A 24662-nucleotide genomic window follows, 5' to 3' on the forward strand; every position below is an offset into this window, starting at 1 on the left:
CCGGGGTTCAGGCGTTGGCTTCGCGGATCTTGTCGGCGGCTTCCTTGTCGAAGGTCACACCGGCGCGGTCCAGCAGCTGGTCCAGTTCGCCCGACAGGGTCATTTCGGTCACGATGTCGCACCCGCCCACGAACTCGCCCTTGACGTAAAGCTGCGGCACCGTCGGCCAGTCCGAGAAATCCTTGATGCCCTGCCGCATCTCGTCGCTGGACAGCACGTTCACGTCCCGGAAGGCGATGCCCATATAGTTCAGCACCCCGGCGACGCGGCTGGAGAACCCGCATTGCGGCACGTCGCGCGTGCCCTTCATGAACAACACGACGTCGTTGGCGTCGATGGTTTCCTGAATCTGGTCGCGTATCGTCATCTGGTTATCCTCGCGTGGCATCCTGCGGCCAAAGAGAGTTGCGCTCAGTCGGGGGCCTTGGTGGTCAGGGCCAGCGCGTGCAGCGCCCCGGCGGGGCCGTCCATCCGGCCCTGCAGCGCGGCATAGACGGCGCGCTGCTGCTGGACGCGGTTCTGCCCGCGAAAGCTTTCGTCCACGACTTCGGCTGCAAAGTGGTTCCCGTCGCCGGCCAAGTCGGTGATGGTGATCCCGGCATCCGGAAAGGCCGAGCGGATCAATGCCTCGATCTCGTGGGCTTCCATCGCCATGTCCGGTCTCCTCGTTGCGTGGGCATGATGTAGGCTGCGCGCCGCGGGGCTGCAAGGGTGGGGGTGCGAAGGCGACGCGGCAAGGGCGGGGGTGGTGGCGCATGGGGAGGGCTTCCAAGGGCGGGGCTGGAAGGGCGGACTGCAGGGGCGGGCGCGGGGCCGCATGCGCTTGACGTCACGGCCCCGACCGGCCAGCGTCACGCGCCGCCGCCCCGGGGAATGTCCGATGACCACGACCACGACCACGACCCACGACCCACGCCGCGCCACCCTGACCGGATGCGGCGCGGTGGCGCTGTGGTCGCTCTTGGCGCTGACGACGGTGCTGACCGCGCCCGTGCCGCCGTTCCTGTTGTCGGCGCTGGGCTTTGCCGTCGGCGGCGGCCTGCTGCTGGCGGTGGCGGCATGGCGGGGCCGGCTGGGCGTGCTGCGCGCCGTGCCGTTTCGCAGCTATGCCTTTGGCACGCTGGGGCTGTTCGGCTATCATGCGTTGTATTTCACCGCGCTGCGGCTGGCCCCGCCCGCGCAGGCCGGACTGATCGCCTATCTGTGGCCGCTGCTGATCGTGCTGCTGTCGGGGCTGCTGCCGGGGGAACGCCTGAGCGGCCGCCACGTCGCGGGCGCGGTCATGGCATTCGCCGGCGCCGCCGCCATCGTGCTTGCGCGGGGGGGCGGCGCCGACGCCGCGCCCGCGCCGCTGACCGGATACGCGCTGGCCGCATCCTGCGCGCTGGTCTGGGCGGTCTATTCCCTCGGCTCGCGCCGGATGGCGGGCGTCCCGACCGAGGCGGTCGCCGTCAACTGCCTGGCCACCGCCGCGCTGTCGGCGGCCCTGCATCCGCTGGTCGAGCCGACTCTGTGGCCCGTCGGTGCGGCGGGCTGGCTGGCCGTGCTGGCGCTGGGGCTTGGCCCGGTCGGCGCGGCCTTCGCCCTGTGGGACGTGGGCGTCAAGCGCGGCAACATCCAGCTGCTGGGAACCGCCGCCTATGCCGCGCCGGTGCTGTCCACGCTGGCCCTGATCGCGGCGGGCTTGGCCAGCGGCGGCGCCGCCCTGATCCTGGCCGCGGTGCTGATCGCCGGCGGCGCGCTGGTCGCGGCGTCGGGCGGGCGGGGCTGACGGTCAGGCGGGTGCAGGGTGCGGGCCGTGCGTCCGCTGCGGGCACATGACGATCCTTGGTCCGCATCCGCCAGCAACGCCCCCACCCACCAACGAAAAAGGGCGCCCCGCGGGGCGCCCTTCGGTCCTCTGCCTGGATGGCAGCGGATGGATCACATCATGTCCATGCCGCCCATGCCGCCCATGCCGCCGCCGCCCATGCCGCCAGCGGCGCCTTTGGGTTCGGGCTTTTCGGCGACCATCGCCTCGGTGGTGATCAGCAGGCCCGCGACCGAGGCTGCGTCTTCCAGCGCGGTGCGCACGACCTTGGCCGGGTCGATCACGCCGAACTTGAACATGTCGCCATATTCCTCGGTCTGCGCGTTGAAGCCGAAGGTCTTGTCGTCGGATTCGCGCACCTTGCCGGCGACAACCGCGCCGTCAACGCCCGCGTTTTCCGCGATCTGGCGCATCGGCGCCTCGAGCGCGCGGCGCACGATGGCGATGCCGGCGTTCTGGTCGGCGTTCGCACCATCCAGGCCTTCCAGCGCCTTGGCACCCTGCACCAGGGCCACGCCGCCACCGACGACGATGCCTTCCTGGACGGCCGCACGGGTCGCGTTCAGGGCGTCATCAACGCGGTCCTTGCGCTCTTTCACCTCGATCTCGGTCATGCCGCCGACGCGGATGACGGCGACGCCGCCGGCCAGCTTGGCAACGCGTTCCTGCAGCTTTTCCTTGTCATAGTCCGAGGTGGTTTCCTCGACCTGCTGACGGATCTGCGACACGCGGGCCTCGATCTCGGCCTTTTCACCGGCGCCATCGACGATGGTGGTGTTGTCCTTGCTGATCGACACTTTCTTGGCGCGGCCCAGCATGTCGATGCCGACGTTCTCCAGCTTCATGCCCAGGTCTTCGCTGATGACCTGACCGCCGGTCAGGATCGCGATGTCCTGCAGCATCGCCTTGCGGCGATCGCCAAAGCCCGGCGCCTTGACGGCCGCGACCTTCAGGCCGCCGCGCAGACGGTTGACCACCAGCGTGGCCAGCGCCTCGCCCTCGACGTCCTCGGCGACGATCAGCAGCGGCTTGCCGGTCTGGATCACGCCTTCCAGCAGCGGGACCATCGGCTGCAGCGACGACAGCTTCTTCTCGTGCAGCAGGATGTACGCGTCTTCCATCTCGGCGACCATCTTCTCGGGATTGGTCACGAAATAGGACGACAGATAGCCGCGGTCGAACTGCATGCCTTCGACGACTTCGACCTCGGTCTCCATCCCCTTGTTTTCTTCGACGGTGATGACACCCTCGTTGCCGACCTTCTGCATCGCCTCGGCGATCTGCTGGCCGATGAAGGCCTCGCCGTTGGCCGAGATGGTGCCGACCTGCGCCACTTCGGCGGTGTCGGACACGGGACGCGAGGCCGACTTGATCGATTCAACGACCTTGGCGGTGGCCATGTCGATGCCGCGCTTCAGGTCCATCGGGTTCATGCCGGCGGCGACCGCCTTCATGCCCTCTTTCACGATGGCCTGCGCCAGCACGGTCGCGGTGGTGGTGCCGTCACCGGCCTCGTCGTTGGTGCGCGAGGCGACTTCGCGGACCATCTGGGCACCCATGTTCTCGAACTTGTCGGTCAGCTCGATTTCCTTGGCGACGGTGACGCCGTCCTTGGTGATGCGGGGGGCGCCGAACGACTTGTCGATGACCACGTTGCGGCCCTTGGGGCCCAGCGTCACCTTGACCGCATCGGCCAGGATGTTGACGCCCTTGAGCATGCGGTCACGGGCGTCCGTGCTGAACTTGACTTCCTTGCCAGCCATTCATCTATTCCTTTTCAGTTGGTTGAAAGCGAAACCTGCGAGGGATCAGCCGATGATCCCGAGGATGTCGCTTTCCTTCATGATCAGCAGTTCTTCGCCGTCCAGCGTGACCTCGGTGCCCGACCACTTGCCGAACAGGATGCGGTCGCCGGCCTTGACGGACGGGGCGATCAGTTCGCCCGAATCCTTGCGCGCGCCTTGGCCCACGGAAACGATCTCGCCTTCGGCGGGCTTTTCCTTGGCGCTGTCGGGGATGATCAGGCCGCCCTTGGTCTTTTCGTCCGACTGGACGCGGCGCACCAGGACGCGGTCATGAAGAGGGGTGAAAGCCATCGAAACACTCCGTTTCAGGTTGCAGTGTCTGCTGTTGGCACTCGACAACCATGAGTGCCAATGGCGCCCATCTAGGGTGGACGGCAGCGCCTGTCAACACGGGCGGGGGCATGTTCGGGCACGGTTTCCGCTTTGCGGCAGCCGCTCAGCGACGGCGCAGATGGGCCGGGAAATCGATCTTGGGGCAGCGGTCCTGGACCACCGTCAGCCCGGCCCCGCGCGCCTTGGCCGCGGCGCCCTCATGGCGCACGCCGATCTGGGTCCAGATGGTCCGCAGGCCCGGCAGCGCCGCCATCGCCTCGTCCACGATGGCGGGAACGGCGTGGGACTGGCGGAACACGTCCACCATGTCCACCTGAATGTCGGACGGGATGTCGGACAGGGTGGCATAGACCGGCTCGCCCAGGATGGTCTGGCCGGCATGGCCGGGGTTGACCGGCACGATGCGATAGCCGCTGGCCTGCAGGAACCGCGCGACGCCGTGGCTGGGCCGTTCCGGCTTGGGCGACAGCCCGACCACGGCGATGGTCTTCGTCTCGCGCACGATGCGGGCGATGTCGTCAGTCATGGCGGTCTCCTGTCGCTGCAGTAAAAAGCGCCCGGCACGGGGCCGGGCGCAAGTCGCGGAACGAGGGACAGTGATCTGAACACGACCGTTCCGTGGTCATGTTCCCCACACAAATGCGCATCGCCGCCCCTAAGTTCCAGTGCTGTCGCGCCAATGTGATCGCAAAGGCCGTGCCGCGCCGGTTCAGCGGCCCAGCCGCTTCCACGCGTCGGTCGCGCGGGCCACGATGCCTTCGGGATCGGCCCGCATGGCGGCGCGGGCGGCCGCATCGCGTGTCAGATAGATCCGCTGCCCCACCACGACGAACTGCGCGGGATCGCCCGGTTCCTTGCGGCCGTCGGCCAGCGAGACGGCGCACAGCCCGCCCATCGCCGGGGCATAGGCGCGGGGGTTGGATTCAAAGGTCTGGCGGTTCGTCTCGTTGGCGAAATGCCAGCTTGCGCCGCGCCAGTGGGTGACGATGTCGGGGCGCCCGCCGACCGCGCGGCCGCTGTCGCGCAGACTGACCGCGTCGATGCCGTTCAATGCGGCATGCTGCGCCGCCGCCGGCGTCGCCAGCGCCAGCCCGGCCGCCAGCAGGGCGGCAGGCAGGCGGCGCAGCGTGTGGGGCAGGGATGGCGTGGCGGGGCGTGGCATCAACCCGATGTGGCACCCGCCCGGCGCGCGCGCAACGCCGTCGCGCGCCCTCTCGCGCCGATGTGACGGTTCGTGCGGCGGCCGCGCCACAGTGCGGCGCGGCAGGGGGATCAGCGGTTCAGGCTGGCCGCATACAGCGCGACCGCGGCCGCGTTCGACACGTTCAGCGATCCGAACCCTGCCGCAAAGGGGATGCGGACCACGCGGTCGCAGGTGTCCAGCGTCTTTTCGCGCAGGCCCGGCCCCTCGGCCCCCAGCACCAGGCAGATGGCGCGGCTGCCCAGCGTCTCCAGCGCCTCGGGCAGGGTCGCCTCTCCGGTGCCGTCGAGGCCGAGGACGACATAGCCCATCGCTTTCAGCTCGGTCAGCGCGTCGGCAAGGTTGGTGACCCGCAGATAGGGCTGGCGTTCCAGCGCGCCCGACGCGGTCTTGGCCAGCGCCCCGGTTTCGGGGGCGGCGTGGCGGGCGGTGGCCACGACCGCGCGCGCGCCGAACACCTCGGCCGAACGCAGGATCGCGCCGACGTTGTGCGGATCGGTCACGCGGTCCAGCGCCACGACCAGCGGCCGCGCGCCGCCCGCGCCGGCGGCGGCCACATCGGCAAGCGATCCCCAGGCCAGCGGCTTGACCTCAAGCGCGGCGCCCTGATGGACGCTGTCGGGGGCCAGCGGCGCGGCGCGGTCGAATGTGCGGGCGTCCACGATTTCGGGCGCCATCCCCGATGCCGCCACGGCCTCGCCCAGCCGGTCGGCGGCGTTGCGGGTCAGGACAAGGCGCAGACGCTGGCGCGCCGGGTTCGCCAGCGCGTCGCGGACGGCGTGCAGCCCGAACAGCCACACGGTTTCCGCCGCGGCGGCGCGGCGCGCGCGTTCCTTGTCGATCACCCAGGTGGGCTTTTTCGTTTTCGCGGGGCGGGGCGGCTGGGTCATCGTGGCTCCGGCATGGGTGGTTCTGTCTGCGCGCGGGGGCGGCGCGCTGCAAGCCGGAATTGCAGGCGCTTGGCCCCCGATTCCCGCTTGACCCCTGCACGGGGCGCGGCTAATCACCCCCGGCGTCGGGCGACGTGCTGCAAGGTGCGGCAGCGGACTGTAACTCCGCCGGGGAGACCCATGCCTGGTTCGATTCCAGGGTCGCCCACCACCCCGCTTTTCAGCGGTGCGGGACGCGGGAATGTCACCCGCAGCACAAAGGCCCATCCGTGACGAAAGCGCCCAGACCGCCCGCAGGCGGCACCGCCGACACCTCGCAACCCGCCGCCGCATCGCTGGACCGAGAGGCCCGCCGCGCCGCCCGCATCGCCGAGCGCGAGGGCAAGCGGGCCGCGCGCGAAGCGGAACGCGCCGCGCGGCGAGAGGCCAGGCGGGCGGACGCATCGAGCGGCGGCGAAACGCCGGGCGTCGCGTCAACGAACGTTGCGGGGGAGAAGGCTGCCGGGTCAGCCGAGGCTGCCAAACCGGCCGACGCTGTAAAGGCTGCAAAGACGGCGAAGGCTGCAAAGACAGCAAAGGTTGCCAAGCCGGAAAAGGCTGCAAAGACGGCAGAGGCTGCAAAGACCGCAAAGGCTGCCGAGCGGGCGAAGGCTGCGAATCCAGCCCAGCCCTCCAAACCCCCACACTCTGCGGCGACCGCAGTGACCGCCGGCGTGGCGGATGGCTCCGCCCCCCAGCCGCCCGGTGACATTCCCCGCCCGCGCGCCCTTTCCCCTCAATTCGACATCCTGATCGTGGCGCAGGGCGGCGGCATCGACCGCGAGGCGGCGATGCTGACGGCCAGCCTGCGCCGCAACGCGCCCGGTTTCCGCGGCCGGTTGATCGTGGCCGAACCGCAGCCCTCGGGCGCGTGGGAAGGTGCCGACCCCCGCATGTCCGGCGCCGCGCGCGCGGCCCTGACCGACATGGGCGCCGACATCCGCCCCCTGCACGCGCATCATTTCGGCCGCAGCTATCCCCACGGCAACAAGATCGAGGCGCTGGCCCTGCCGGACCCCGGCCGCCCGTTCCTGTTCCTGGACAGCGACACCGTGGTGACGGGCGACATCGACGCGGTGCCGTTCGACTTTGCCCGCCCCACCGCCTCGATGCGGCGAGAGTTCACCTGGCCCGCGCCGCCGCTTTACGGCCCCGACATGGCCGCGATCTGGGACGCGCTTTATCGCCGGTTCGGGCTGGACATGGCGGGGTCGCTGGACCCGGCGCAGCCCGTGGACCACTGGGAACGGCATCTTTATTTCAACGCGGGCTGGTTCATCGGCGCCGACGCGGGTCCGTTCGGCCGCCGCTTCACGGACTGGGCGGTCGCCGTGCGCGACGAACCCGGCGACGCGCTGGCCAGCCAGTCGCTGGACCCGTGGCTGGACCAGATCGTCCTGCCGCTGGTCATCCACAGCCTGGGGGGCGGGCGTCCGGGGCCGGAACTGGCCGGGATGGACGGGGCGGTCACGACGCATTACCGCAACCTGCCGCTGCTGTATGCGCGCGGTCCCGCCGCCGCGGTGGACGAGATCGAGGCCATCGCCGCGCTGCCGCAGATCGCGCCGCTGCTGGACGGCTGGGCGCCCGCGCGGCTGATCCGCGACGGCATCGGGCGGCGCCGCATCGCGCCGATGTTCGCGGGCGAGCCCGTCCCCCCGCGCGAACAGGCGATCCGCCACCGCCTGCGGCAAGAGGATCTGTGGCTGGCCTGACAGCCGCGTTGCCCTGCGCCCCCGCGTCGGGCTAGTCAGGGGCACGCCACTGAAAGGTCCGCCATGCGCCGCGCCACGATCACCCGCACCACCACTGAGACCGACATCACCGTTTCGGTGGACCTGGACGGCACCGGCACGCACCAAAGCCGCACCGGCGTGGGGTTCTTCGATCACATGATCGACCAGCTGGGCCGCCATTCGTTGATCGACATCGACCTGGCGGCGACCGGCGACCGCCATATCGACGACCACCACACGGTCGAGGATTGCGGCATCGCGCTGGGGCAGGCGCTGCGCGCGGCACTGGGCGACAAGCGCGGCATCCGCCGCTATGGCAGCTGTCACCTGGCGATGGACGACACGCTGGTGCGCGCCGCGCTGGACCTGTCGGGGCGGCCGTTTCTGGCGTGGGATGTCGATTTCCCCACCGCCACGATCGGCAGCTTCGACACCCAGTTGGTGCGCGAGTTCTTCCAGGCCCTGTCGGTCCACGGCGGCATCACCCTGCACGTGGACCGGCTGCGCGGGTTCAACAGCCACCACATCGCCGAGGCGGCGTTCAAGGCCGTCGCCCGCGCCCTGCGCGAAGCGGTCGAGCCGGACCCTCGGCTGGGCGACGCGCTGCCCTCGACCAAGGGCGCGCTTTAGGGCGGACGAACAGTGGCCGGCCGGCGGCTTGCGCGAGGTCGGCGCCGCCGCTAACCGGGCGGCGGCAGCAAGAGGTGACGGGATGCGCGTGGCGCTTATCGACTATGACAGCGGGAACCTGCACTCGGCGGAAAAGGCGTTCGCGCTGGTCGGGCGCGATCGCGGGGCCGAGGTCGTCGTGACCGCCGACCCGGCCGTCGTCGCATCCGCCGACCGGATCGTGCTGCCGGGCGACGGGGCGTTTCCGGCCTGCCGCGCGTCGTTCGACGCGGTGCCCGGCATGATGAAGGCGCTGCAGCAGGCCGTGCTGGACCGCAAGGCGCCGTTTCTGGGGATCTGCGTCGGCATGCAGATGCTGGCCGATGTCGGCCATGAATACCGCGAAACGCCCGGGTTCGGCTGGATCGGCGGCCGGATCGACCGCATCCGCCCCGCCGACCCCGGTCTGAAGGTGCCGCACATGGGCTGGAACGCACTGGAGATCCGGCGCGCCCATCCCTTGCTGGAGGGGATTTCCGGCGGCGACCACGCCTATTTCGTGCATTCCTGGCAGTTTCTGCCCGACAGCGGCGACGATCTGGTCGCGGCGGTCGATTATGGCGGCCCCGTCACCGCCATCGTGGCCCGCGACAACATCGCGGGCACGCAGTTTCACCCCGAAAAGTCGCAGGCGACCGGCCTGCGGCTGATCCGCAACTTCCTCGACTGGCAACCCTGAGGCGGTCCGGCCGGGGGGGGCGGGCGGCCGGGAAGCCCCGCCCGGCCGCGGGGGGGGCGCCTTGGCGGCGTGCGGCCCCACGCCGCGCCCGCGCCGGAACCCGTCATGCCGCGCGGCGCGCGGGCGGGGTCGCAAGCGCGGTGTCCTTGTCGGTGTGAAAGCGTTCCATCATCGCGCCCAGTTCCTCGATCTGCGACAGCAGCGATGCCGCGGCCGAGGCGTATTGCTCGGACATCGACAGGTTGGCCTGGTTCACGCCGTCCAGCTGCGCCAGCGCCTGCGAGACCTCGCGCACGCCGGTGGACTGTTCGGTCGTGGCATGGGCGATGCCGGTGATGTTCTCGACCACGCCGCTGACCGCCGTGCGGATCTGGTCCAGCGAGATGCCGGCGTCGCGCACCAGCTTGACGCCCGCCTTCACCTCGGTTTCGCTTTTCCCGATCAGGTCGGCGATGTTCTGGGACGCCTTGGCCGACTGCTGGGCCAGGTTGCGGACCTCGTTGGCGACGACGGCAAAGCCGCGCCCGACCTCGCCGGCGCGCGCCGCCTCGACCGCGGCGTTGATCGACAAAAGGTTGGTCTGGAAGGCGAAGCCCTCGATCACGCGGGTGAACTCGCCCATCTGCTTGGTGTGCTCGTCGATGCGCTCGATCGCGGCGATGGCCTGGCCCACGACCTCGGCGCCCCGCAGCACCACGGCCTGCGCGTCGCGGGCGGCGGCGTCGGCGTCGCGCGCGGCCTGGCTGGTCATGGTGATGTTGCCCGAGATCTCCTCGACCGCGGCGGCGGTCTGTTCCAGCGACGCGGCCTGGCTTTCGCCCCGCCGCGCCAGGTCCGACGCGCCGCGCGCGATCTGCCCGGCCTCGCCGTTCATCTGTTCGGCGTGGCTGCGGATGTCGTCGGCCATGTGCGAAAAGCTGTCCAGCGTGGTGTTGAACTGCTCGCGCAGGCCTTCGAACTCGCCGGCGACGGTGTCGCCAAGGCGCGCGGTCAGGTCGCCGCGCGCCAGCCGCCCCAGCCCGTGGATCAGCGAATCGACCGCGGTCCGCCCCGCGGTGATGTCGATCGCGATCTTCATCACGCTTTCCACGCACCCCACCTCGTCCAGGACCGGCACATAGCTGGCCGACAGCCAGACCGTCTGGCCCGACCGCGTGCGGCGCTGGAACTCGCCGCTGTGGCTGACGCCGCGCGCCAGATCGGCCCACAGCCGGGCATAGTCGGCGCCGTTCACCTCGGCCGAGGGCATGAAGATGCGGTGATGCCGTCCCCTGATCTCGTCCAGCGTATAGCCCATGAGGTTCAGGAAGCCCTCGTTCGCGGCCACGATCTCGCCGGTCGGCGTGAACTCCACGACGGCCTGCGACCGGGCCAGCGCATCCACCTTGCGGATGCCGCGCAGCGAGGTGCGCTTGGACCCGGTGATGTCGATGGCGAAGACCACGACCTGCGTCACCGTGCCGGTCGCGTCGCGCACGGGGGTATAGATGGCGCTGATCCAGAAGGGATGGCCGGCCTTGGCAATGCGCTTGAACTCGCCCACCTGGGTTTCGCCCGCCCGCAGGCGCGCCCAGAACTCGGGATGCGCCTTGGTCGTCTCGTCGTCGGGATCCATCAGCCGGGCCAGCGTCGATCCGACCAGCTCGTCCCGGCGGAACCCGCACATCTTGAGGTAGTTGTCGTTCACCTCGGTGATGACGCCGTCCATCGTGAAGGACAGGACCGACTGCACGGCCTCGATCGCGGTCATCGCCTGGTCGAGGTCGGGATGCGTAAACTTTCCGGCAGACATCGCATGCTCCTGAAGCCGAAGGGATTGACGGTGATTACCCGGCAAGCCCTAAGATTCGGTTGATGCGGGCCGATTTCCGGCCGTTTCCCTGAATGGCAGGTGATGCGCCGATTCAGGGCACAGACGCAGGGGCGGGCGGCGAGGCAGCGCCGGTGTCGCCCGGCCCGAACCGCGCGATCATCCGCGACAGGATCAGGTCGCGCGTCTCGCGGTATCTGGCCAGCGTGGCGTCGCGGCCCTCGGACAGGCCGCTGGGGTCCATGATCGGCCAGTATTCCACGTCCATGTGATAGACGCGGGTCATGTCCAGCGCCCGGCGCTGGCTGGCGGGCGACAGCGCCACGATCAGGTCGAACGTGCCCAGATCGTCGCCCCAGTCGCGCATCTCGTCAAAGCTGCGGACCCGGTGGCGGGCCAGCTCCACCCCGATCTCGGCGCAGACCGCCACCGCGAAGCCGTCGATCTCGAAGTCGCTTTTCACCCCCGCCGACTGCACATAGGCCCGCCGGCCATACAGTTTCTTCATGATCCCCTCGGCCATCGGCGAGCGAATCGCATTGTGGTCGCAACAGAACAGAACCGACGAGGGAATCGCGCCGACGGTCATGAACTCAGCCGCGGACCAGCGCGCAGATCAGGGTGAACAGGCGGCGCGCGGTGTCGATGTCCACGGCGGCCTTGCCGTCCAGCCGGTCCTGAAGGGTGCGCGCGCCCTCGTTGTGGATGCCGCGGCGGGCCATGTCGATGGCCTCGATCTGGGCCGGGGGCAGGCGCTTGACCGCCTCGAAATAGCTTTCGCAGATCTGGAAGTAATCCTTGACGACCTGCCGGAACGGTCCCAGCGACAGGTGGAACTCGGCCACCTTGTCGCCCGGGTCGGTGGTCACGTCGAACACCAGCCGCCGGTCGCGGATCGCGAGCAGCAGGGCATAGGGTCCGGGGGGCACTGTCTCCGCGCCGCGGCCGGGCAGGGCGAAGCTGTTGTCCTCGATCAGGTCGAAGATGGCGACGCGGCGTTCCTGCTCCAGTTCGGGCGAGGCGGGGGGCAGGGCGGAATCGTCGATCTCGACCCGGCACAGGCGTTCGTTGTGGTTGGCAATCGTCATGGCGAACCCGTCACAGCCCGGCCGCATCCAGCGCGCCTGCGCGCACCGTCCCGATGAACGCGCCCGATTTCAAGGGCCGATCGCCCATCAGCCGCGATCCGGCCGGTTGATCCGGGCAAGGCGGGCGGAAACGGAAAGGGCGTGGGCCGACAGCCCCTCGGATTGCGCCAGCGTCACGGCCGCCGGGCCGATGGCGGCCAGCGCCTGAGGCGTCAGGCGCGACAGCGTCGTGCGCTTGAGGAAGTCCATCACCGACAGCCCGGACGAGAACCGGGCCGACCGCGCCGTGGGCAGGACGTGGTTCGGACCCGAGACATAGTCGCCCGCGGCCTCGGGCGTCCAGCCGCCCATGAAGATCGCGCCCGCGTGCCGGGTCTGCGCCGCCAGCGCGGCGGGATCGTCCACGCACAGTTCCAGATGCTCGGGCGCGATGCGGTCGCTGAGGGTCGCGGCCTCGGCGAGGTCGCGGGTGACGATGATCGTGCCGTGGTCGCGCCAGCTTGCCCCCGCGATGGCGGCGCGGGGCAGGGTGGGGATCAGCCGGTCAACCTGTTCGGCGACGGCGCGGGCAAGGTCCGCGTCGGGGGTCATCAGGATCGCCTGCGCGTCGGCATCGTGTTCTGCCTGCGCCAGCAGGTCCAGCGCCAGCCATTCGGGGTCTTGCGCCCCCTGGGCGATGACCAGCACCTCGGACGGACCCGCGATCATGTCGATGCCCACGCGGCCGAAGACCTGGCGCTTGGCGGCGGCGACATAGGCGTTGCCGGGGCCGGTGATGATGTCGACGGGCGCGACGGTCGCCGTGCCATAGGCCATCGCGGCCACCGCCTGCGCGCCCCCGATGCGGCAGATCTGGTCCACCCCCGCCAGCCGGCAGGCCAGCAGCACCAGCGGGTTCAGCACGCCGTCGGGGGTCGGCACGCAGACCAGCAGCCGCCGCACCCCGGCCACCCGCGCCGGAATGGCGTTCATCAGCACCGAGGACGGATAGCTGGCCTGCCCCCCTGGCACATACAGCCCTGCCGCATCGACCGCCGTCCAGCGCCAGCCGAGTTCCGCGCCCGTGTCGTCGGTCCACATCGCGTCGGCGGGGCGCTGGCGGTCGTGATAGGCGCGGATGCGCTCGGCGGCCAGCGTCAGCGCCGCCGCCTGGTCGGCGGGAACGGCGGCGATGGCGGCGTCGATCTCGGCCGTGGTCAGCACCATCCGGTCGGCGGTCAGCGTCATGCGGTCGAACCGCACGGTATAGTCCAGCACGGCCGCGTCGCCCCGTGCGCGGACGTCGGCGATGATCGCCGCCACGACATCCTGCACGTCGGCCGCATCCTCGCGCTTGGCAGCCAGCATGGCGGCAAAGCCCCGCTCGAAATCGGGGTCGGCGGTGTTCAGCGTGACGGGCATGGGGGCGGCCTTTCGACAGGTGCCGGGGTGTTAGCGGCCCGCGCGCGCGCCCTCAAGGGCGGCGCGTCAGTCCTGATGCCGGGGGGCCGCGCCCGAGACGGCGCGATGCGGCCGCGCCACGTCGCGCAGGTCCACGTTCATGCATTCGACATCGACCGCGATCGCCCCGTCGCCGGCGAAGCGCAGGATCAGCGTGCCGGTGCCGTCCTCGCCCGGCTGCCACGACACATCCAGCAGCGACAGCACGGTGCCCGCATCATCGCGGGGGATGCCGTCGTGGCGCACGCGCAGCGCGTCGCCGATGACCAAGAGCGCGCGCACCCGTTCAAAGGGGCGCCCTTCGGCGCGCGCGGCGTCGGCATCCTCCCACCGAAAGCGGCTGACCAGCAGCGCCAGCCGCCGGGTGCGGGCATCGTGGCGGATGTCGCCCACGCTCAGCACCGCGTCCTGCGCCAGCGCCGCCAGCACCGGCAGGTCGTCGGACGATTCCGCGCGGATCGCCAGCACCCGCGCGGGGTCGCCGTCGGCAAAGCTGGCGTCGGCTGCGTGGCGTGCGTCAGTCATGGGCCGGGCCCTCCTTGATGCGCTCGATGTCGGCGCCGACGCCGCGCAGCTTGCGGACGACCTTCTCATAGCCGCGGTCCAGGTGATAGACGCGGCTGACCACGGTCTCACCCTCGGCGGCAAGTCCGGCCAGGATCAGGCTGACGCTGGCGCGCAGGTCGGTCGCCATGACCGGCGCGCCCTTCAGCCGCTCGACCCCGGTGACGCGGGCGTGGCCGCCATGCACGTCGATCCGCGCGCCCATGCGGGCCAGTTCCGGGGCGTGCATGAAGCGGTTCTCGAAGATCGTCTCCTCCAGCACGCTGACGCCGTCGGCGGTGCACATCAGCGCCATCATCTGCGCCTGCAGATCGGTCGGAAAGCCGGGGAAAGGCTCGGTCACGACATCGACGGCGCGCACCCGGCCGTTCTTTCGGCTGACGGTCAGGCCGCGCGCATCCTCGGTGACGGAAATCCCCGCCTCGTCCAGCTTTTCGCAGAACGCCTGCACAAGCTCGATGCGTCCGCCAAGGCAGGTGACGGTGCCGCCACAGATCGCCGGGGCCAGCATATAGGTGCCCAGTTCGATCCGGTCGGTGACGACGGGGTGGGTCGCGCCGCCCAGCCGGTCCACCCCCTGGATGGTGATGGTGGACGTGCCCTCGCCGTCGATCTGCGCGCCCATGCGGCGCAGGCACTGCGCCAGATCGACGATCTCGGGTTCCCGCGCGGCGTTCTTCAGCACGGTCGTGCCACGCGCCAGGGTCGCCGCCATCAGGGCGTTTTCCGTCGCCCCGACCGAGACGATGGGAAACTCGAACTCCGCCCCGCGCAGCCCGCCCGGGGGGGCCTTGGCGTGGACATAGCCGTCGCGCAGGTCCAGTTCCGCCCCCATCGCCTGCAGCGCCCGCAGGTGCAGGTCCACCGGCCGCGCCCCGATGGCGCAGCCGCCCGGCAGCGACACGACCGCGTGGCCGTCGCGCGCCAGCATCGGCCCCAGCACCAGGATCGAGGCGCGCATCTTGCGCACGATGTCATAGTCGGCGGTGTGGCTGGTCAGGTCGTGGCTGGACATCGCCAGCACCTGCCCGTCCTGCAGGCTGGCGACCTCGGCCCCAAGCGAGCCCAGCAGCGCGGTCATCGTGCGGATGTCCGACAGCCGCGGCGCGTTGGTCAGCGTCAGCGGCTGGTCGGTCAGCAGCGTCGCGGGCATCAGCGTCAGGCAGGCGTTCTTGGCCCCGGCAATCGGGATCTCGCCGTTCAGCGGACCGTTGCCGCGCACCAGAATCGTATCCATCAGTCCTCGCTTTCGGGCCGCTGCGGGGTCTGGCCCGGCGCGGTGTCGTCGTTGCCCGCGCGGCTGCGCGCCTGCGCCTTGCGCCGCGCCAGATTGGCGCGCAGCGCCGCCGCGCGCCGGTCCGCCCCGGCCTTGGCCGGCCGGCGCGCGTCCGCCCGGTCCGGGCGCGCCCCGTCTGCGGGCGGATCTGGGGGGGGATCGGTGTCGCGGGTCATGGGTGGCCTGTTACAAGCGCAGCCGCCCTGCGTCCAGAACGCAGCGCATCGGGCCTGGTGGGCGCGGCGCTGTCCCGCCCGCCCCATTTCGACCGGCTGTGCTTTACCCCCTTGCGCTGTCCCGGCCTTGGCTCTAAATCCCCCCGCACGGCCGCAAACGGCCGCCGTTGCTGTGGTAGCTCAGTGGTAGAGCACTCCCTTGGTAAGGGAGAGGTCGAGAGTTCAATCCTCTCTCACAGCACCATCATCCATCCCGCGCTGCATCTTGCCCCCGGCCGCCGCCGGCGACATGCTGGACGCTTGCCGCGCAGGGATACCGCATGACCGCCGCTTGCCGTTCCATCACCGTGCCCACCGCGCGCCGTTGGCCGCGATGGCTTCGCGCCGCAGCAGTTGCCGTCGCCGTGGCGCTGGCGCAGCCCGCCGCCGCGATCGAATGCGGGGGGCGCAACCTGTTCGACACGCTGGCCCCCGCCCGGATCGCGGCCCTCGATGCGGCGGTGGCAGGCGTGCCCTTTGCGCAGGGCATCCGCTGGCGGGCCACGCGCGGCGACGCGCGCATCGACATCGTGGGCACCTATCACTTCGCCGACCCGCGCCACGCCCGAACCGTCGCCGCGCTTGCCCCCGCCATTGCCGCCGCCGACGCGTTGCTGGTCGAGGCCGGCCCAAAGGAAGAGGCCCGCCTGTCCGCCGCGCTGGCCGACGACCCCGCGCTGATCGTGGATGCGACCGGCCCCACGCTGCCCGAACGGCTGGGGCCGCAGGACTGGGCCGCGCTGTCGACGGCGTTGTCGGACCGCGGCATCCCGGCGATCCTCGCCAGCAAGATGCGGCCCTGGTATGTCTCGATGATGCTGGGGCTGTCGCCCTGCATGCTGCGCCAGGTCAAGGCCGCGGGGGACACCGGGGGGCTGGATCACCTGCTGATCGACGCGGCGCAGGACGCGGGCGTCCCGGTCCGCGCGCTGGAACCCTGGGACACGCTGTTTGGCGTGTTCGCGGGCATGACCGACCGGCAAGAGGATGACATGATCCGCGCCGCCCTGCCTGCCGCGCGCCATGCCGACGACTATGCCGCGACCACGACCGAGGCCTATTTTGCCGGCGACATCTGGCGGATCTGGGAATTCGGCCGCATCGACGCCTATGACGGCTCGGGCCTCGACCGGGCGACGGTGGACGAGCAGATGCGGCTGGCGCAGGATCAGCTGATGGACAAACGCAACCGGCGCTGGATCGAACCGTTGACCCTTGCGGCGGACGCGGCGGCGGGGCGCGGCAAGGGGATCGTCGCGGCGTTCGGCGCGCTGCACCTGCCGGGCGAACAGGGCGTGCTGCGCCTGCTGGAAAAGGACGGCTGGACCATCGAAAGGACCGCACCATGAGCCTGACCGAGGAACGCTGGGCCGAAGAGGAAAGCCTGTGGACGATGGGCGCCGCCGAGGCGTGGCGCAATGCCCATCCCGCCTGCGTGATGGCGTTCGCGGATGGCATCGTGCAGGGCAGGGCGATCCTTGCCCGGCTGGACACCGGGCCGCGCTGGAAGATGATCGCGATGACCGACCGCCACGCGACCGAGGGCGAGGACTGCATCGTGCTGGCCTATCGGGCGCTGGCGACGCGGCCGGACGGCAGCACGCGCGCGGCGATCTGCACATCGACCTGGGTGCGCCAGCGCGACGGCTGGCAGCTGATCCAGCATCAGCAGACCCCGCCGGCCGGGGAACGGGACGGGGCGGGGCAGCCCCGCGCCGAATAGACAAGCGTGCGGCCGCCGCCTATAACGCGGCCGATTCCGCCATCCGCTTGCAAAGGTCCGCCCATGATCCAGGTTTTCGGCCACAAGGCCCCCGACACCGATTCGACCGGCTCGCCGCTGATCTGGGCGTGGTATCTGTCCGAAATCCGCAAGACGCCCGCCAAGGCCGTCCTGCAGGGCACGCCGAACACCGAGGCGATGTGGATGCTGGGCAAGTGGGGCGTGGACCTGCCCGAGATCATCGCCGACGTGGCCGCGGGCGACCAGTGCGTGATCGTGGACACCAACAACCCGGCCGAACTGCCCGCGTCGATCAACGACGCCGAGGTGATCGAGATCATCGACCACCACCTGCTGGCCGGCGGCATCAAGACCCGCCTGCCCATCAACATCACCATCCGCCCGCTGGCCTGCACCGCGACGATCATGCACGACCTGATCGGCGACGACCTGGACCGCGCCCCGCGCTGGGTCAAAGGGCTGATGCTGACCTGCATCCTGTCGGACACGCTGGAGTTCCGCAGCCCCACCACGACGCCGCACGACCGCTGGGTGGCCGAAAAGCTGGCGGCCGACCTGGACATCGCCATCCCGGCCTTCGCGACCGAGATGTTCACCGCGAAATCCGACGTCTCGGCGTTCGGCGACGACGCGCTGCTGCGGATGGACAGCAAGGAATACGAACTGGGCGGCAAGCAGATGCGGATTTCCGTGCTGGAAACCACCGCGCCGCAGGTGCTGCTGGACCGCAAGGCGCGGCTGATCGCCGCCATGCCCGGCGTCGCGGCCGAAGATGGCGCCGACGAGGTGATGCTGTTCGTCGTGGACATCCTGAACGAGCAATCCACCCTGCTGGTCCCCAACGACTTCGTGCGCCGCGTGGCCGAGGCGTCGTTCGGCGTGCCGGCCGTCGGCGACAGCGTCGTGCTGCCGGGGATCGTCAGCCGCAAAAAGCAGATCATCCCCGCGCTGAAGGTCTGATCCCTCCGCGGCCCGGCCGCATCCCGTCACCGCCCGGAGGCCGCGCCGCTTCCGGGCGTTGTCCTGTCCGCAGCAAGGAACACCGCCATGACCCGCATCATCGAAAGCCTCGATCAGGTCGCCGCCGACTATGACGTGCTGTTCTGCGACCTGTGGGGCTGCGTCCACAACGGCGAACGCCATTATCCCGCCGCGACCGACGCGCTGATCCGGTTCCGGCAGGGCGGGGGACGGGTCGCGCTGATGACCAACGCGCCGCGACCGGCGGCGCTGGTGCAGGCGCAGATCGACCGCATGGGCGTCCCGCCCGAGGCGTGGGACGTGATCGTGACGTCGGGCGATGCGGCGCAGGATGCGATGCTGGCGGGGCGGATCGGGCAGGATGTGTGGCATCTCGGTCCCGAAAAGGACCACGGGTTCTTTACCGAAACCCCCGATCCGCGCGCGGCGGGCATCCGGCGCGTCGATCTGGACGCCGCGCATGGCATCGTGGCGACCGGCCCCTTTGACGAGATGGCGGACGTCCCCGAGGATTACCGCGCCCGCCTTGACGCCGCCCTTGCCCGCGGCCTGCCGATGCTGTGCGCCAACCCCGATCTTGTCGTGGACCTGGGCGAGACGCGCATCTATTGCGCGGGCGCCATCGCGCAGCTTTACGGCGAGATGGGCGGGGAGGTGCTGTATTTCGGCAAGCCGCACGCCCCGATCTATGATCTGGCGCGCCGTCGGCTGGACGGCCATACGGGCCGTGAACTGGCCATCGGCGACGGGATCGGCACCGACATCGCGGGGGCCGTCGCGCAGGGCATCGATTCGCTGTTCGTGACCGGGGGCCTCGCGGCCGAACACATGGGCACGGACGTCGAACGCCCCGACGCGGCCCTGCTGACCGACTGGGCGGCCGCGCAGGGGATCGTGCCCACGCTGGCCATCGGCCGCCTCAGGTAACAATATGGCTGCCCCGTCGCAGCCAGTGATATTTTATTGCGCGGCCACCGCGCTCCTGCTATGCCGCATTGCAGAAACAGGGGCGGACCATGATGCTGGACAACCAACCGCGCGGCACCATCGTCATCGAGGATCTTGAGATCGGGATGATGCGCTCGCTGCAAAAGCGCATCACCGATCAGGACATCGAACTGTTCGCGCAGGTCTCGACCGACCGGAACCCGGTGCATCTGGACGACGACTATGCGCGCGACACCATCTTCGAGGGGCGGATCGCCCACGGGATGCTGACCGCCGGGCTGGTCAGCGCGGTGATCGGCGAGCAGCTGCCCGGCCACGGCACCGTCTATCTGGGCCAGACGCTGAAGTTCATGGCCCCCGTCCGCCCCGGCGATCTGGTCCGGGTCGAGGTGACGGTCGAGTCCATCGACCACGCGCGGCGCCGCGTGACCCTTGCCACCCGCTGCCTGGTGGGCGATACCGTCGTGCTCAAGGGCGAGGCGGTGGTTCTGGCGCCAAGCCGCAAGTTCGACTGAGGGGCCAGGCCCCAAAAGGGCCGCCGATGCCGACCGCCGACCACGCGCCGCAGAACCCGGTTCTGCATATCCACCGCGACTGGCGGGGCCTGCCGGCCAGCGCCCGTGGCGCGACCGTGGCGATGGGCAATTTCGACGGCGTCCATGTCGGCCACCGCGCGGTGATCGACGCGGCGCGGCGGGCCTGCCCCGACCGGCCGCTGGGCGTCATCACCTTTGAACCCCATCCCCGCGAATATTTCGCCGCCGAGCGCGGCGAGGCGGCCGCGCCGTTCCGGCTGATGAACGCGCGGTCGCGCGCCAACCGCCTGGGGCGGCTGGGGGTGGAACAGCTTTACGAACTGCCCTTCGGCCCGGTGCTGGCGGGGCTGACGCCCGAGGGGTTCGCACGCGACGTGCTGGCCCAGGGACTGGGCGTCGCCCATGTCGCCATCGGCGCCGATTTCCGCTTTGGCCGCGGCCGCGCGGGCGACGCCGCCGCGCTGGCCGCGCTGGGGCGCGAGATGGGCTTTGGCGTCACCGCCGTCCCGATGGTCGGGGCCGGGACCGGGGCGGCCAGTTCGACCGCCATCCGCGCCGCTTTGGCCGAAGGGCGGCCGCGCGACGCCGAACGGATGCTGGGCCACTGGCACCGGATCGAGGGGCCGGTGCTGCACGGCGCAAAACGCGGGCGCGAGCTGGGCTATCCCACCGCGAACATGGCGCTGGACGGGCTGGCGCTGCCGCGGCTGGGCGTCTATGCGGTGCTGGTGGACGTGCTGACCGGCCCGCACAAGGGCAGCTATCGCGGCGTGGCGTCGCTGGGTGTGCGGCCGATGTTCGGCGAGAATACCCCGAACATCGAGACGTATCTGTTTGACTTTGCAGGCGATCTCTACGACGCGCAGTTGTCCGTCGCGCTGGTCGACTGGCTGCGCCCCGAGGTCCGGTTCGACGGCCTGGACGCGCTGGTCGCGCAGATGCGCGCGGACGAGGCGCAGGCCCGCGCCATCCTGACGGCGCTGTGATGCGGCCGCGGTTCTGGGAACTGCCGCTGGCCGACCTGACCACCGCCGAGTGGGAGGCGCTGTGCGACGGCTGCGGAAAATGCTGCCTGAACAAGATCGAATACGAGGACGACGGCAGCGTCGATTTCACCCGCGTCGCCTGCCGCCTGCTGGACGGGCAGACGTGCCGCTGTTCCAGCTATCAGAACCGCCACCAGTTCGTGCCCGACTGCGTGGTGCTGACCCCGGAAAAACTGGACGAGATCGCCTGGTGGCTGCCGGCGACCTGCGCCTATCGCCTGCGGGCCGAGGGCAGGCCGCTTTACGACTGGCACCACCTGATTTCCGGCGACCCCGAATCAGTGCATCGCGCCGGCGCGTCGGTGCGTGGCTGGACGGTCAGCGAACTGACCGTCGCCGAAGAGGATTGGGAAGACCACATCATCGAGGATCTGTCGTGAACTTCGCCTCGGACAACGCATCTGGCGTGCATCCCCGCATCATGGCGGCGCTGGCGGCGGCGAACGACGGCTCAGCCTCGTCCTATGGCCGCGACCCGCTGACCGCCGCCGCCTGCGCCCGCGTGCGCGAGGTGTTCGAGGCGCCTGACGCCGCCGTGTTCCTGCTGGGCACCGGCACCGCCGCCAACGCGCTGGCGCTGGCGCAGCTGTGCCCGCCCTGGGGGCGCATCTTCTGCCACCGCACCGCCCATATCGAGACGAGCGAATCCGGCGCGCCCGCCTTCATGGCCGGGGGCGCGCAGCTGGCGCTGATCGACGGGGCAGGGGGCAAGGTCACGCCCGCGGCGCTGGCGGCGCGGCTGGCCGAATACCCGCAGGTGGATGAACACGACGGGGTGAACGCGGTCCTGTCGCTGACGAACGCCACCGAATGGGGCACGGTCTATGCCCCGGGCGAGGTGGCGGCGCTGGCGCAGGCGGCGGGCATGGCGGTCCACATCGACGGCGCGCGCTTTGCCAACGCGGTGGCGGCGACCGGCGCCACGCCTGCCGCGCTGACCCACCGCGCGGGCGCGGCCGCGCTGTCGCTGGGCGGGACGAAGGGCGGCTGTCTCGCGCTGGAGGCGGTGGTGATCTTCGATCCCGCCCGCGCCGCGCAGTTCGATTTCCGCCGCATGCGCGCGGGGCATCTGTGGTCCAAGCACCGCTTCCTTGCGGCGCAGATGCTGGCGTGGCTCGACGGCGATCTGTGGCTGGACCTTGCCCGCCACGCCAACGCCGCCGCATCCGAACTGGCCACGATCCTGCGCGCCGCCGCGGCCGAGCCGCTGGCCCCGGTGCAGGCCAACGAGGTCTTCGTCCGCCTGCCCCGGCCCCTGATCGCCCGGCTGCGGACGCAGGGCCTGCGCGCCGCCGACTGGCCCACACCGGGCGACGACGCCGACGCGGCGACGATCCGGCTGGTGACGAGCTGGGCCACGACCGAGGATGAAATCGCCGCCCTGCGCGCGGCGTTGTAAGGCGGAATGCCGGCGGGCAATGCCTTGCCGGCGACGGAGCGGGCCGCTCAGCCGGGCCGCGACACAGGTGAGATCGCTGCAGCGGCGGTGTAGGTTCGGACGGCGGCGGGGCAATGCCCTGCCGGCGGCCGAGCGGTTTGCTCAACCGCGCCACGACCGAGGATGATATTGCGGCCCTTTGCGCGTCAGGCCAGCGCCTCAAGCAGCAGGTCCAGCGCATGGTCCACCGTGGCCGCGCGCACGCCGTCGCGGCCCAAGGCTCCGAACTCGACCGTTTCGGTCCGCACGCCGCCCGTGTCGGCGATGCCGAAGCAGACGCGGCCCTCGGGCTTGTGTTCGGACGGGCCGGGGCCGGCGATGCCCGTGACGGCGACGACGATTCCGGCGCGCGAGCGTTCCAGCGCGCCCGTAGCCATTTCGGCGGCGACCTCTTCGCTGACCGCGCCGTGTGCGTCCAGCGTCGCCTGGCGGACGCCCAGCATCTCTTGCTTGGCCTCGTTGGAATAGGTGACGAAGCCGCGGTCCACCATCTCGGACGCGCCCTCGACGTCGGTCAGCTTGCTGACGATCAGCCCGCCGGTGCAGCTTTCGGCGGTGGCGATCATCACGCCGCGTCGCCGGGCGGCGTCCAGCAGCGTCTCGGCCTTGGCCAGTTCCTTGTGCGTCAGTTCGGGCTTGTCGTCGGCGTTCGGCTTCGGCTCGCTCATCACATCAACCCGTGAGAAATCCCGGCGGCGATCATGGTCGCGGTTCCGGCGAACAGGCCAGCCCAGAAATCGTCCAGCATCACCCCGGCGGCATCGGCGCGCCGGTCGGCGCGGCCGACCAGCCAGGGTTTCCAGATGTCGAACAGGCGAAAGAACACGAACGCCGCGACCCAGCCCGGCCAGGGAAAGCGGTCGGCGGGCAGGCCCATCAGCCAGAAACCGGCCGAGGGGAAACACAGCGCCAGCCACTGGCCCGCGACCTCGTCCACGACGATCTCGCTGCGGTCCTTCTCGGCCATCCCGGCGGTCCAGCCCGCGACGGCCCACAGCCCCAGCGCGAACGTCGCAGCCGTGGCCAGCGCCAGCGCCGGGAAATGCCCCAGCCGGTGCAGGATCAGCCCCATCACGATGGCCAGCGCCGAGGCCCAGGTGCCCGGCGCGGGCCGCAGATGGCCGACGCCGAACCATGTCGCCAGGCACGCCTGCATCATGCGCCCCCGATCAGCGTGGCGGTGGCGATGGCGGCGATGCCCTCGCCCCGGCCGGTGAAGCCCAGCCGTTCGGACGTGGTGGCCTTGACGCTGACGCGGGCGGCATCGACCCCCATGATCTCGGCCAGCCGCGCCTGCATGGCGGCGGCGTGGGGGCCGATCTTCGGGAACTCGCAGATCAGGGTCACGTCGGCGTTGCCCAGCCGATAACCCTGCGCCCGCGCCAGTTCCGCCGCGTGCGCCAGGAAGATATCGCTGGCCGCGCCCTTCCACTGCGGGTCGCTGGGGGGGAAATGGCGGCCGATGTCGCCCTGCGCCAGCGCGCCATAGAGGGCGTCGGTCAGCGCGTGCATCCCCACGTCGGCGTCGGAATGGCCGACCAGCCCCGCGCCATGCGGCACGCGCACCCCGCACAGCCAGACGTGATCGCCGGGGCCGAACGCATGCACGTCGAACCCGTTGCCCAGCCGAACGTCCATCGCAGCCTCCAGCAGGTGGCGCGCGCGGTCGAAATCGGCGGGCCAGGTCAGTTTCAGGTTGTCCTCGGCGCCCGGCGTGATCGTCACGGGCAGGCCGGCGCGATGCGCCAGCTCCACATCGTCGGCGGCGCCCTGCGGATGGGCGCGATGCGCGGCAAGGATCGCGTCCAGCGCAAAACCCTGGGGCGTCTGGGCGCGATACAGCCCCTCGCGGTCGGCGAACCCCGTGACCCGCGCCCCGTCGCCGCGCCACAGCGCGTCCGTCACCGGCAGCGCCGGGGCCGCAGCAGGCGCGCCCGCGGCCAGCGCGGCGGTCACGCCGTCGATGACCGCGCGCGACACCAGCGGACGCGCGCCGTCGTGGATCAGCACATGCGTCACACCCGAGCCGTCCAGCGATTGCAGCCCGGCAAGGACGCTGGCCGACCGCGTGTCGCCGCCCGCAACCAGCGTGACGGGACCGGACAGTTCGGCCACGGCGCGCGGCATGTCGTCGGGGTGGACCACGACGACGATGCGCCCCACGCCGGCGAAGGCATCGATGCTGCGCGCCAGCACGCGGCGCCCCGACAGGTCGCGCCATTGCTTCGGCTGATCCCCGCCGGCGCGCAGGCCGCGCCCGGCGGCGGTGATGACGACGGCAAGCCGGTCGGGCGAAAGCGCAGGGGGCGGGGGGGCGGTGCGGTCCATGCCGCCGGGATACGTCAGCGGGGCGGGCCGTGCAACGGCCGCGCCCCGCCCGCCGAACGCCCCCTCGCGCCCGGCGGGCATCCGGC

29 protein-coding genes and 2 tRNA genes are annotated in these 24662 nt (G+C 70.8%); 14 read left to right on the plus strand and 17 right to left on the minus strand.

Annotation, left to right across the window (positions count from 1 at the left end):
- Positions 1-7 precede the first annotated feature (7 nt).
- Together grxD and EPA64_RS08750 are read right to left on the minus strand one after the other, a co-directional pair.
- Positions 8-367, minus strand: coding sequence for a Grx4 family monothiol glutaredoxin (gene grxD / locus EPA64_RS08745; protein WP_134725874.1), 360 nt, complete (start codon positions 365-367; stop codon positions 8-10).
- A gap of 44 nt (positions 368-411) precedes the next feature.
- Entirely contained in the window at positions 412-654 is a 243-nt protein-coding gene (locus EPA64_RS08750) for a BolA/IbaG family iron-sulfur metabolism protein (RefSeq protein ID WP_134725875.1), read from the minus strand.
- 226 nt (positions 655-880) lie between these two features.
- Here EPA64_RS08750 and yddG point away from each other — a divergent pair, with 226 nt between their 5' ends.
- On the plus strand, positions 881-1771 hold the full coding sequence (gene yddG / locus EPA64_RS08755; RefSeq protein WP_134725876.1) for an aromatic amino acid exporter YddG: 891 nt from the start codon (positions 881-883) through the stop codon (positions 1769-1771).
- Positions 1772-1923: 152 nt separating this feature from the next.
- On the opposite strand, the gene groL is transcribed toward yddG, so the two are convergent.
- The 5 genes from groL to rlmB form a co-directional block, all read right to left on the minus strand.
- Positions 1924-3573 (minus strand): chaperonin GroEL, encoded by a 1650-nt coding sequence (groL, locus tag EPA64_RS08760; protein WP_134725877.1) that lies wholly within the window; start codon positions 3571-3573, stop codon positions 1924-1926.
- Positions 3574-3618: 45 nt separating this feature from the next.
- Positions 3619-3906, minus strand: coding sequence for a co-chaperone GroES (locus EPA64_RS08765; protein WP_134725878.1), 288 nt, complete (start codon positions 3904-3906; stop codon positions 3619-3621).
- Between the two features lie 145 nt (positions 3907-4051).
- Positions 4052-4474: a CoA-binding protein gene (locus EPA64_RS08770; RefSeq protein WP_134725879.1), complete on the minus strand. Its 423-nt coding sequence runs from the start codon at positions 4472-4474 to the stop codon at positions 4052-4054.
- A gap of 183 nt (positions 4475-4657) precedes the next feature.
- Positions 4658-5110, minus strand: a complete 453-nt coding sequence (locus EPA64_RS08775) for a YHS domain-containing (seleno)protein (RefSeq protein ID WP_246026682.1) — start codon at positions 5108-5110, stop codon at positions 4658-4660.
- Between the two features lie 110 nt (positions 5111-5220).
- Entirely contained in the window at positions 5221-6039 is an 819-nt protein-coding gene (gene rlmB, locus EPA64_RS08780) for a 23S rRNA (guanosine(2251)-2'-O)-methyltransferase RlmB (RefSeq protein ID WP_134725880.1), read from the minus strand.
- A 127-nt stretch (positions 6040-6166) separates the two neighbouring features.
- Between rlmB and EPA64_RS08785 the strand changes: the two genes are divergently transcribed.
- The 4 genes from EPA64_RS08785 (at position 6167) to hisH (ending at position 9162) form a co-directional block, all read left to right on the plus strand.
- A tRNA-Tyr gene (locus EPA64_RS08785) sits at positions 6167-6250 on the plus strand.
- A gap of 502 nt (positions 6251-6752) precedes the next feature.
- Complete coding sequence (locus tag EPA64_RS08790; RefSeq protein WP_246026683.1) at positions 6753-7793, plus strand: hypothetical protein; 1041 nt, start codon at positions 6753-6755, stop codon at positions 7791-7793.
- A 63-nt stretch (positions 7794-7856) separates the two neighbouring features.
- Positions 7857-8444 (plus strand): imidazoleglycerol-phosphate dehydratase HisB, encoded by a 588-nt coding sequence (gene hisB / locus EPA64_RS08795; RefSeq protein WP_134725881.1) that lies wholly within the window; start codon positions 7857-7859, stop codon positions 8442-8444.
- A gap of 82 nt (positions 8445-8526) precedes the next feature.
- The gene (gene hisH, locus EPA64_RS08800; protein WP_134725882.1) at positions 8527-9162 is read left to right on the plus strand and encodes an imidazole glycerol phosphate synthase subunit HisH; all 636 of its coding nucleotides are present in this window, start codon (positions 8527-8529) and stop codon (positions 9160-9162) included.
- Positions 9163-9265: 103 nt separating this feature from the next.
- On the opposite strand, the gene EPA64_RS08805 is transcribed toward hisH, so the two are convergent.
- The 7 genes from EPA64_RS08805 to EPA64_RS08835 form a co-directional block, all read right to left on the minus strand.
- Positions 9266-10954, minus strand: a complete 1689-nt coding sequence (locus EPA64_RS08805; RefSeq protein ID WP_134725883.1) for a methyl-accepting chemotaxis protein — start codon at positions 10952-10954, stop codon at positions 9266-9268.
- Between the two features lie 112 nt (positions 10955-11066).
- Positions 11067-11561 carry an arsenate-mycothiol transferase ArsC gene (locus EPA64_RS08810; RefSeq protein WP_134725884.1) on the minus strand — a complete coding sequence of 165 codons (495 nt, stop codon included), beginning with the start codon at positions 11559-11561 and terminating at the stop codon, positions 11067-11069.
- 4 nt (positions 11562-11565) lie between these two features.
- Positions 11566-12060 carry a UPF0262 family protein gene (locus tag EPA64_RS08815; RefSeq protein WP_134725885.1) on the minus strand — a complete coding sequence of 165 codons (495 nt, stop codon included), beginning with the start codon at positions 12058-12060 and terminating at the stop codon, positions 11566-11568.
- An 87-nt stretch (positions 12061-12147) separates the two neighbouring features.
- Entirely contained in the window at positions 12148-13461 is a 1314-nt protein-coding gene (gene hisD / locus EPA64_RS08820) for a histidinol dehydrogenase (protein WP_134725886.1), read from the minus strand.
- A gap of 66 nt (positions 13462-13527) precedes the next feature.
- Entirely contained in the window at positions 13528-14025 is a 498-nt protein-coding gene (locus EPA64_RS08825; RefSeq protein ID WP_134725887.1) for a DUF2948 family protein, read from the minus strand.
- A complete protein-coding gene (murA, locus tag EPA64_RS08830; RefSeq protein ID WP_134725888.1) occupies positions 14018-15301 on the minus strand; it encodes a UDP-N-acetylglucosamine 1-carboxyvinyltransferase in 1284 nt (427 codons plus the stop codon). Before murA ends, EPA64_RS08825 begins: the two co-directional genes overlap by 8 nt.
- On the minus strand, positions 15301-15516 hold the full coding sequence (locus EPA64_RS08835) for a hypothetical protein (RefSeq protein WP_134725889.1): 216 nt from the start codon (positions 15514-15516) through the stop codon (positions 15301-15303). Before EPA64_RS08835 ends, murA begins: the two co-directional genes overlap by 1 nt.
- A gap of 169 nt (positions 15517-15685) precedes the next feature.
- Here EPA64_RS08835 and EPA64_RS08840 point away from each other — a divergent pair.
- From EPA64_RS08840 to EPA64_RS08880, 9 genes are all read left to right on the plus strand, one after another.
- A tRNA-Thr gene (locus tag EPA64_RS08840) sits at positions 15686-15760 on the plus strand.
- 76 nt (positions 15761-15836) lie between these two features.
- Positions 15837-16904, plus strand: coding sequence for a TraB/GumN family protein (locus EPA64_RS08845; RefSeq protein ID WP_134725890.1), 1068 nt, complete (start codon positions 15837-15839; stop codon positions 16902-16904).
- Positions 16901-17278: a nuclear transport factor 2 family protein gene (locus tag EPA64_RS08850; protein WP_134725891.1), complete on the plus strand. Its 378-nt coding sequence runs from the start codon at positions 16901-16903 to the stop codon at positions 17276-17278. The genes EPA64_RS08845 and EPA64_RS08850 overlap by 4 nt, the downstream gene beginning before the upstream one ends.
- 63 nt (positions 17279-17341) lie before the next feature.
- Positions 17342-18259 carry a manganese-dependent inorganic pyrophosphatase gene (locus EPA64_RS08855; RefSeq protein ID WP_134725892.1) on the plus strand — a complete coding sequence of 306 codons (918 nt, stop codon included), beginning with the start codon at positions 17342-17344 and terminating at the stop codon, positions 18257-18259.
- 87 nt (positions 18260-18346) lie between these two features.
- A complete protein-coding gene (locus EPA64_RS08860; protein ID WP_134725893.1) occupies positions 18347-19207 on the plus strand; it encodes a TIGR01459 family HAD-type hydrolase in 861 nt (286 codons plus the stop codon).
- A 92-nt stretch (positions 19208-19299) separates the two neighbouring features.
- Positions 19300-19743, plus strand: a complete 444-nt coding sequence (locus EPA64_RS08865; RefSeq protein ID WP_134725957.1) for a MaoC family dehydratase — start codon at positions 19300-19302, stop codon at positions 19741-19743.
- Positions 19744-19769: 26 nt separating this feature from the next.
- Positions 19770-20750, plus strand: a complete 981-nt coding sequence (locus tag EPA64_RS08870) for a bifunctional riboflavin kinase/FAD synthetase (RefSeq protein WP_425467021.1) — start codon at positions 19770-19772, stop codon at positions 20748-20750.
- Entirely contained in the window at positions 20750-21190 is a 441-nt protein-coding gene (locus EPA64_RS08875) for a YcgN family cysteine cluster protein (RefSeq protein WP_134725894.1), read from the plus strand. Before EPA64_RS08870 ends, EPA64_RS08875 begins: the two co-directional genes overlap by 1 nt.
- Positions 21187-22209 (plus strand): threonine aldolase family protein, encoded by a 1023-nt coding sequence (locus EPA64_RS08880; protein WP_134725895.1) that lies wholly within the window; start codon positions 21187-21189, stop codon positions 22207-22209. The genes EPA64_RS08875 and EPA64_RS08880 overlap by 4 nt, the downstream gene beginning before the upstream one ends.
- A gap of 185 nt (positions 22210-22394) precedes the next feature.
- Here the strand turns inward: EPA64_RS08880 and EPA64_RS08885 are convergent, their stop codons facing one another.
- The 3 genes from EPA64_RS08885 to EPA64_RS08895 are packed head-to-tail and all read right to left on the minus strand — an operon-like array spanning position 22395 to position 24576.
- Positions 22395-22916, minus strand: a complete 522-nt coding sequence (locus tag EPA64_RS08885; RefSeq protein WP_134725896.1) for a CinA family protein — start codon at positions 22914-22916, stop codon at positions 22395-22397.
- Positions 22916-23404 (minus strand): phosphatidylglycerophosphatase A family protein, encoded by a 489-nt coding sequence (locus tag EPA64_RS08890; protein ID WP_134725964.1) that lies wholly within the window; start codon positions 23402-23404, stop codon positions 22916-22918. The genes EPA64_RS08885 and EPA64_RS08890 overlap by 1 nt, the downstream gene beginning before the upstream one ends.
- Positions 23404-24576, minus strand: a complete 1173-nt coding sequence (locus tag EPA64_RS08895; RefSeq protein ID WP_134725897.1) for a bifunctional 2-C-methyl-D-erythritol 4-phosphate cytidylyltransferase/2-C-methyl-D-erythritol 2,4-cyclodiphosphate synthase — start codon at positions 24574-24576, stop codon at positions 23404-23406. The genes EPA64_RS08890 and EPA64_RS08895 overlap by 1 nt, the downstream gene beginning before the upstream one ends.
- Between the last annotated feature and the right edge of the window lie 86 nt (positions 24577-24662).

Origin of the sequence: Paracoccus luteus (assembly GCF_004522155.1) — a bacterium.
Lineage (GTDB): Bacteria > Pseudomonadota > Alphaproteobacteria > Rhodobacterales > Rhodobacteraceae > Paracoccus > Paracoccus luteus.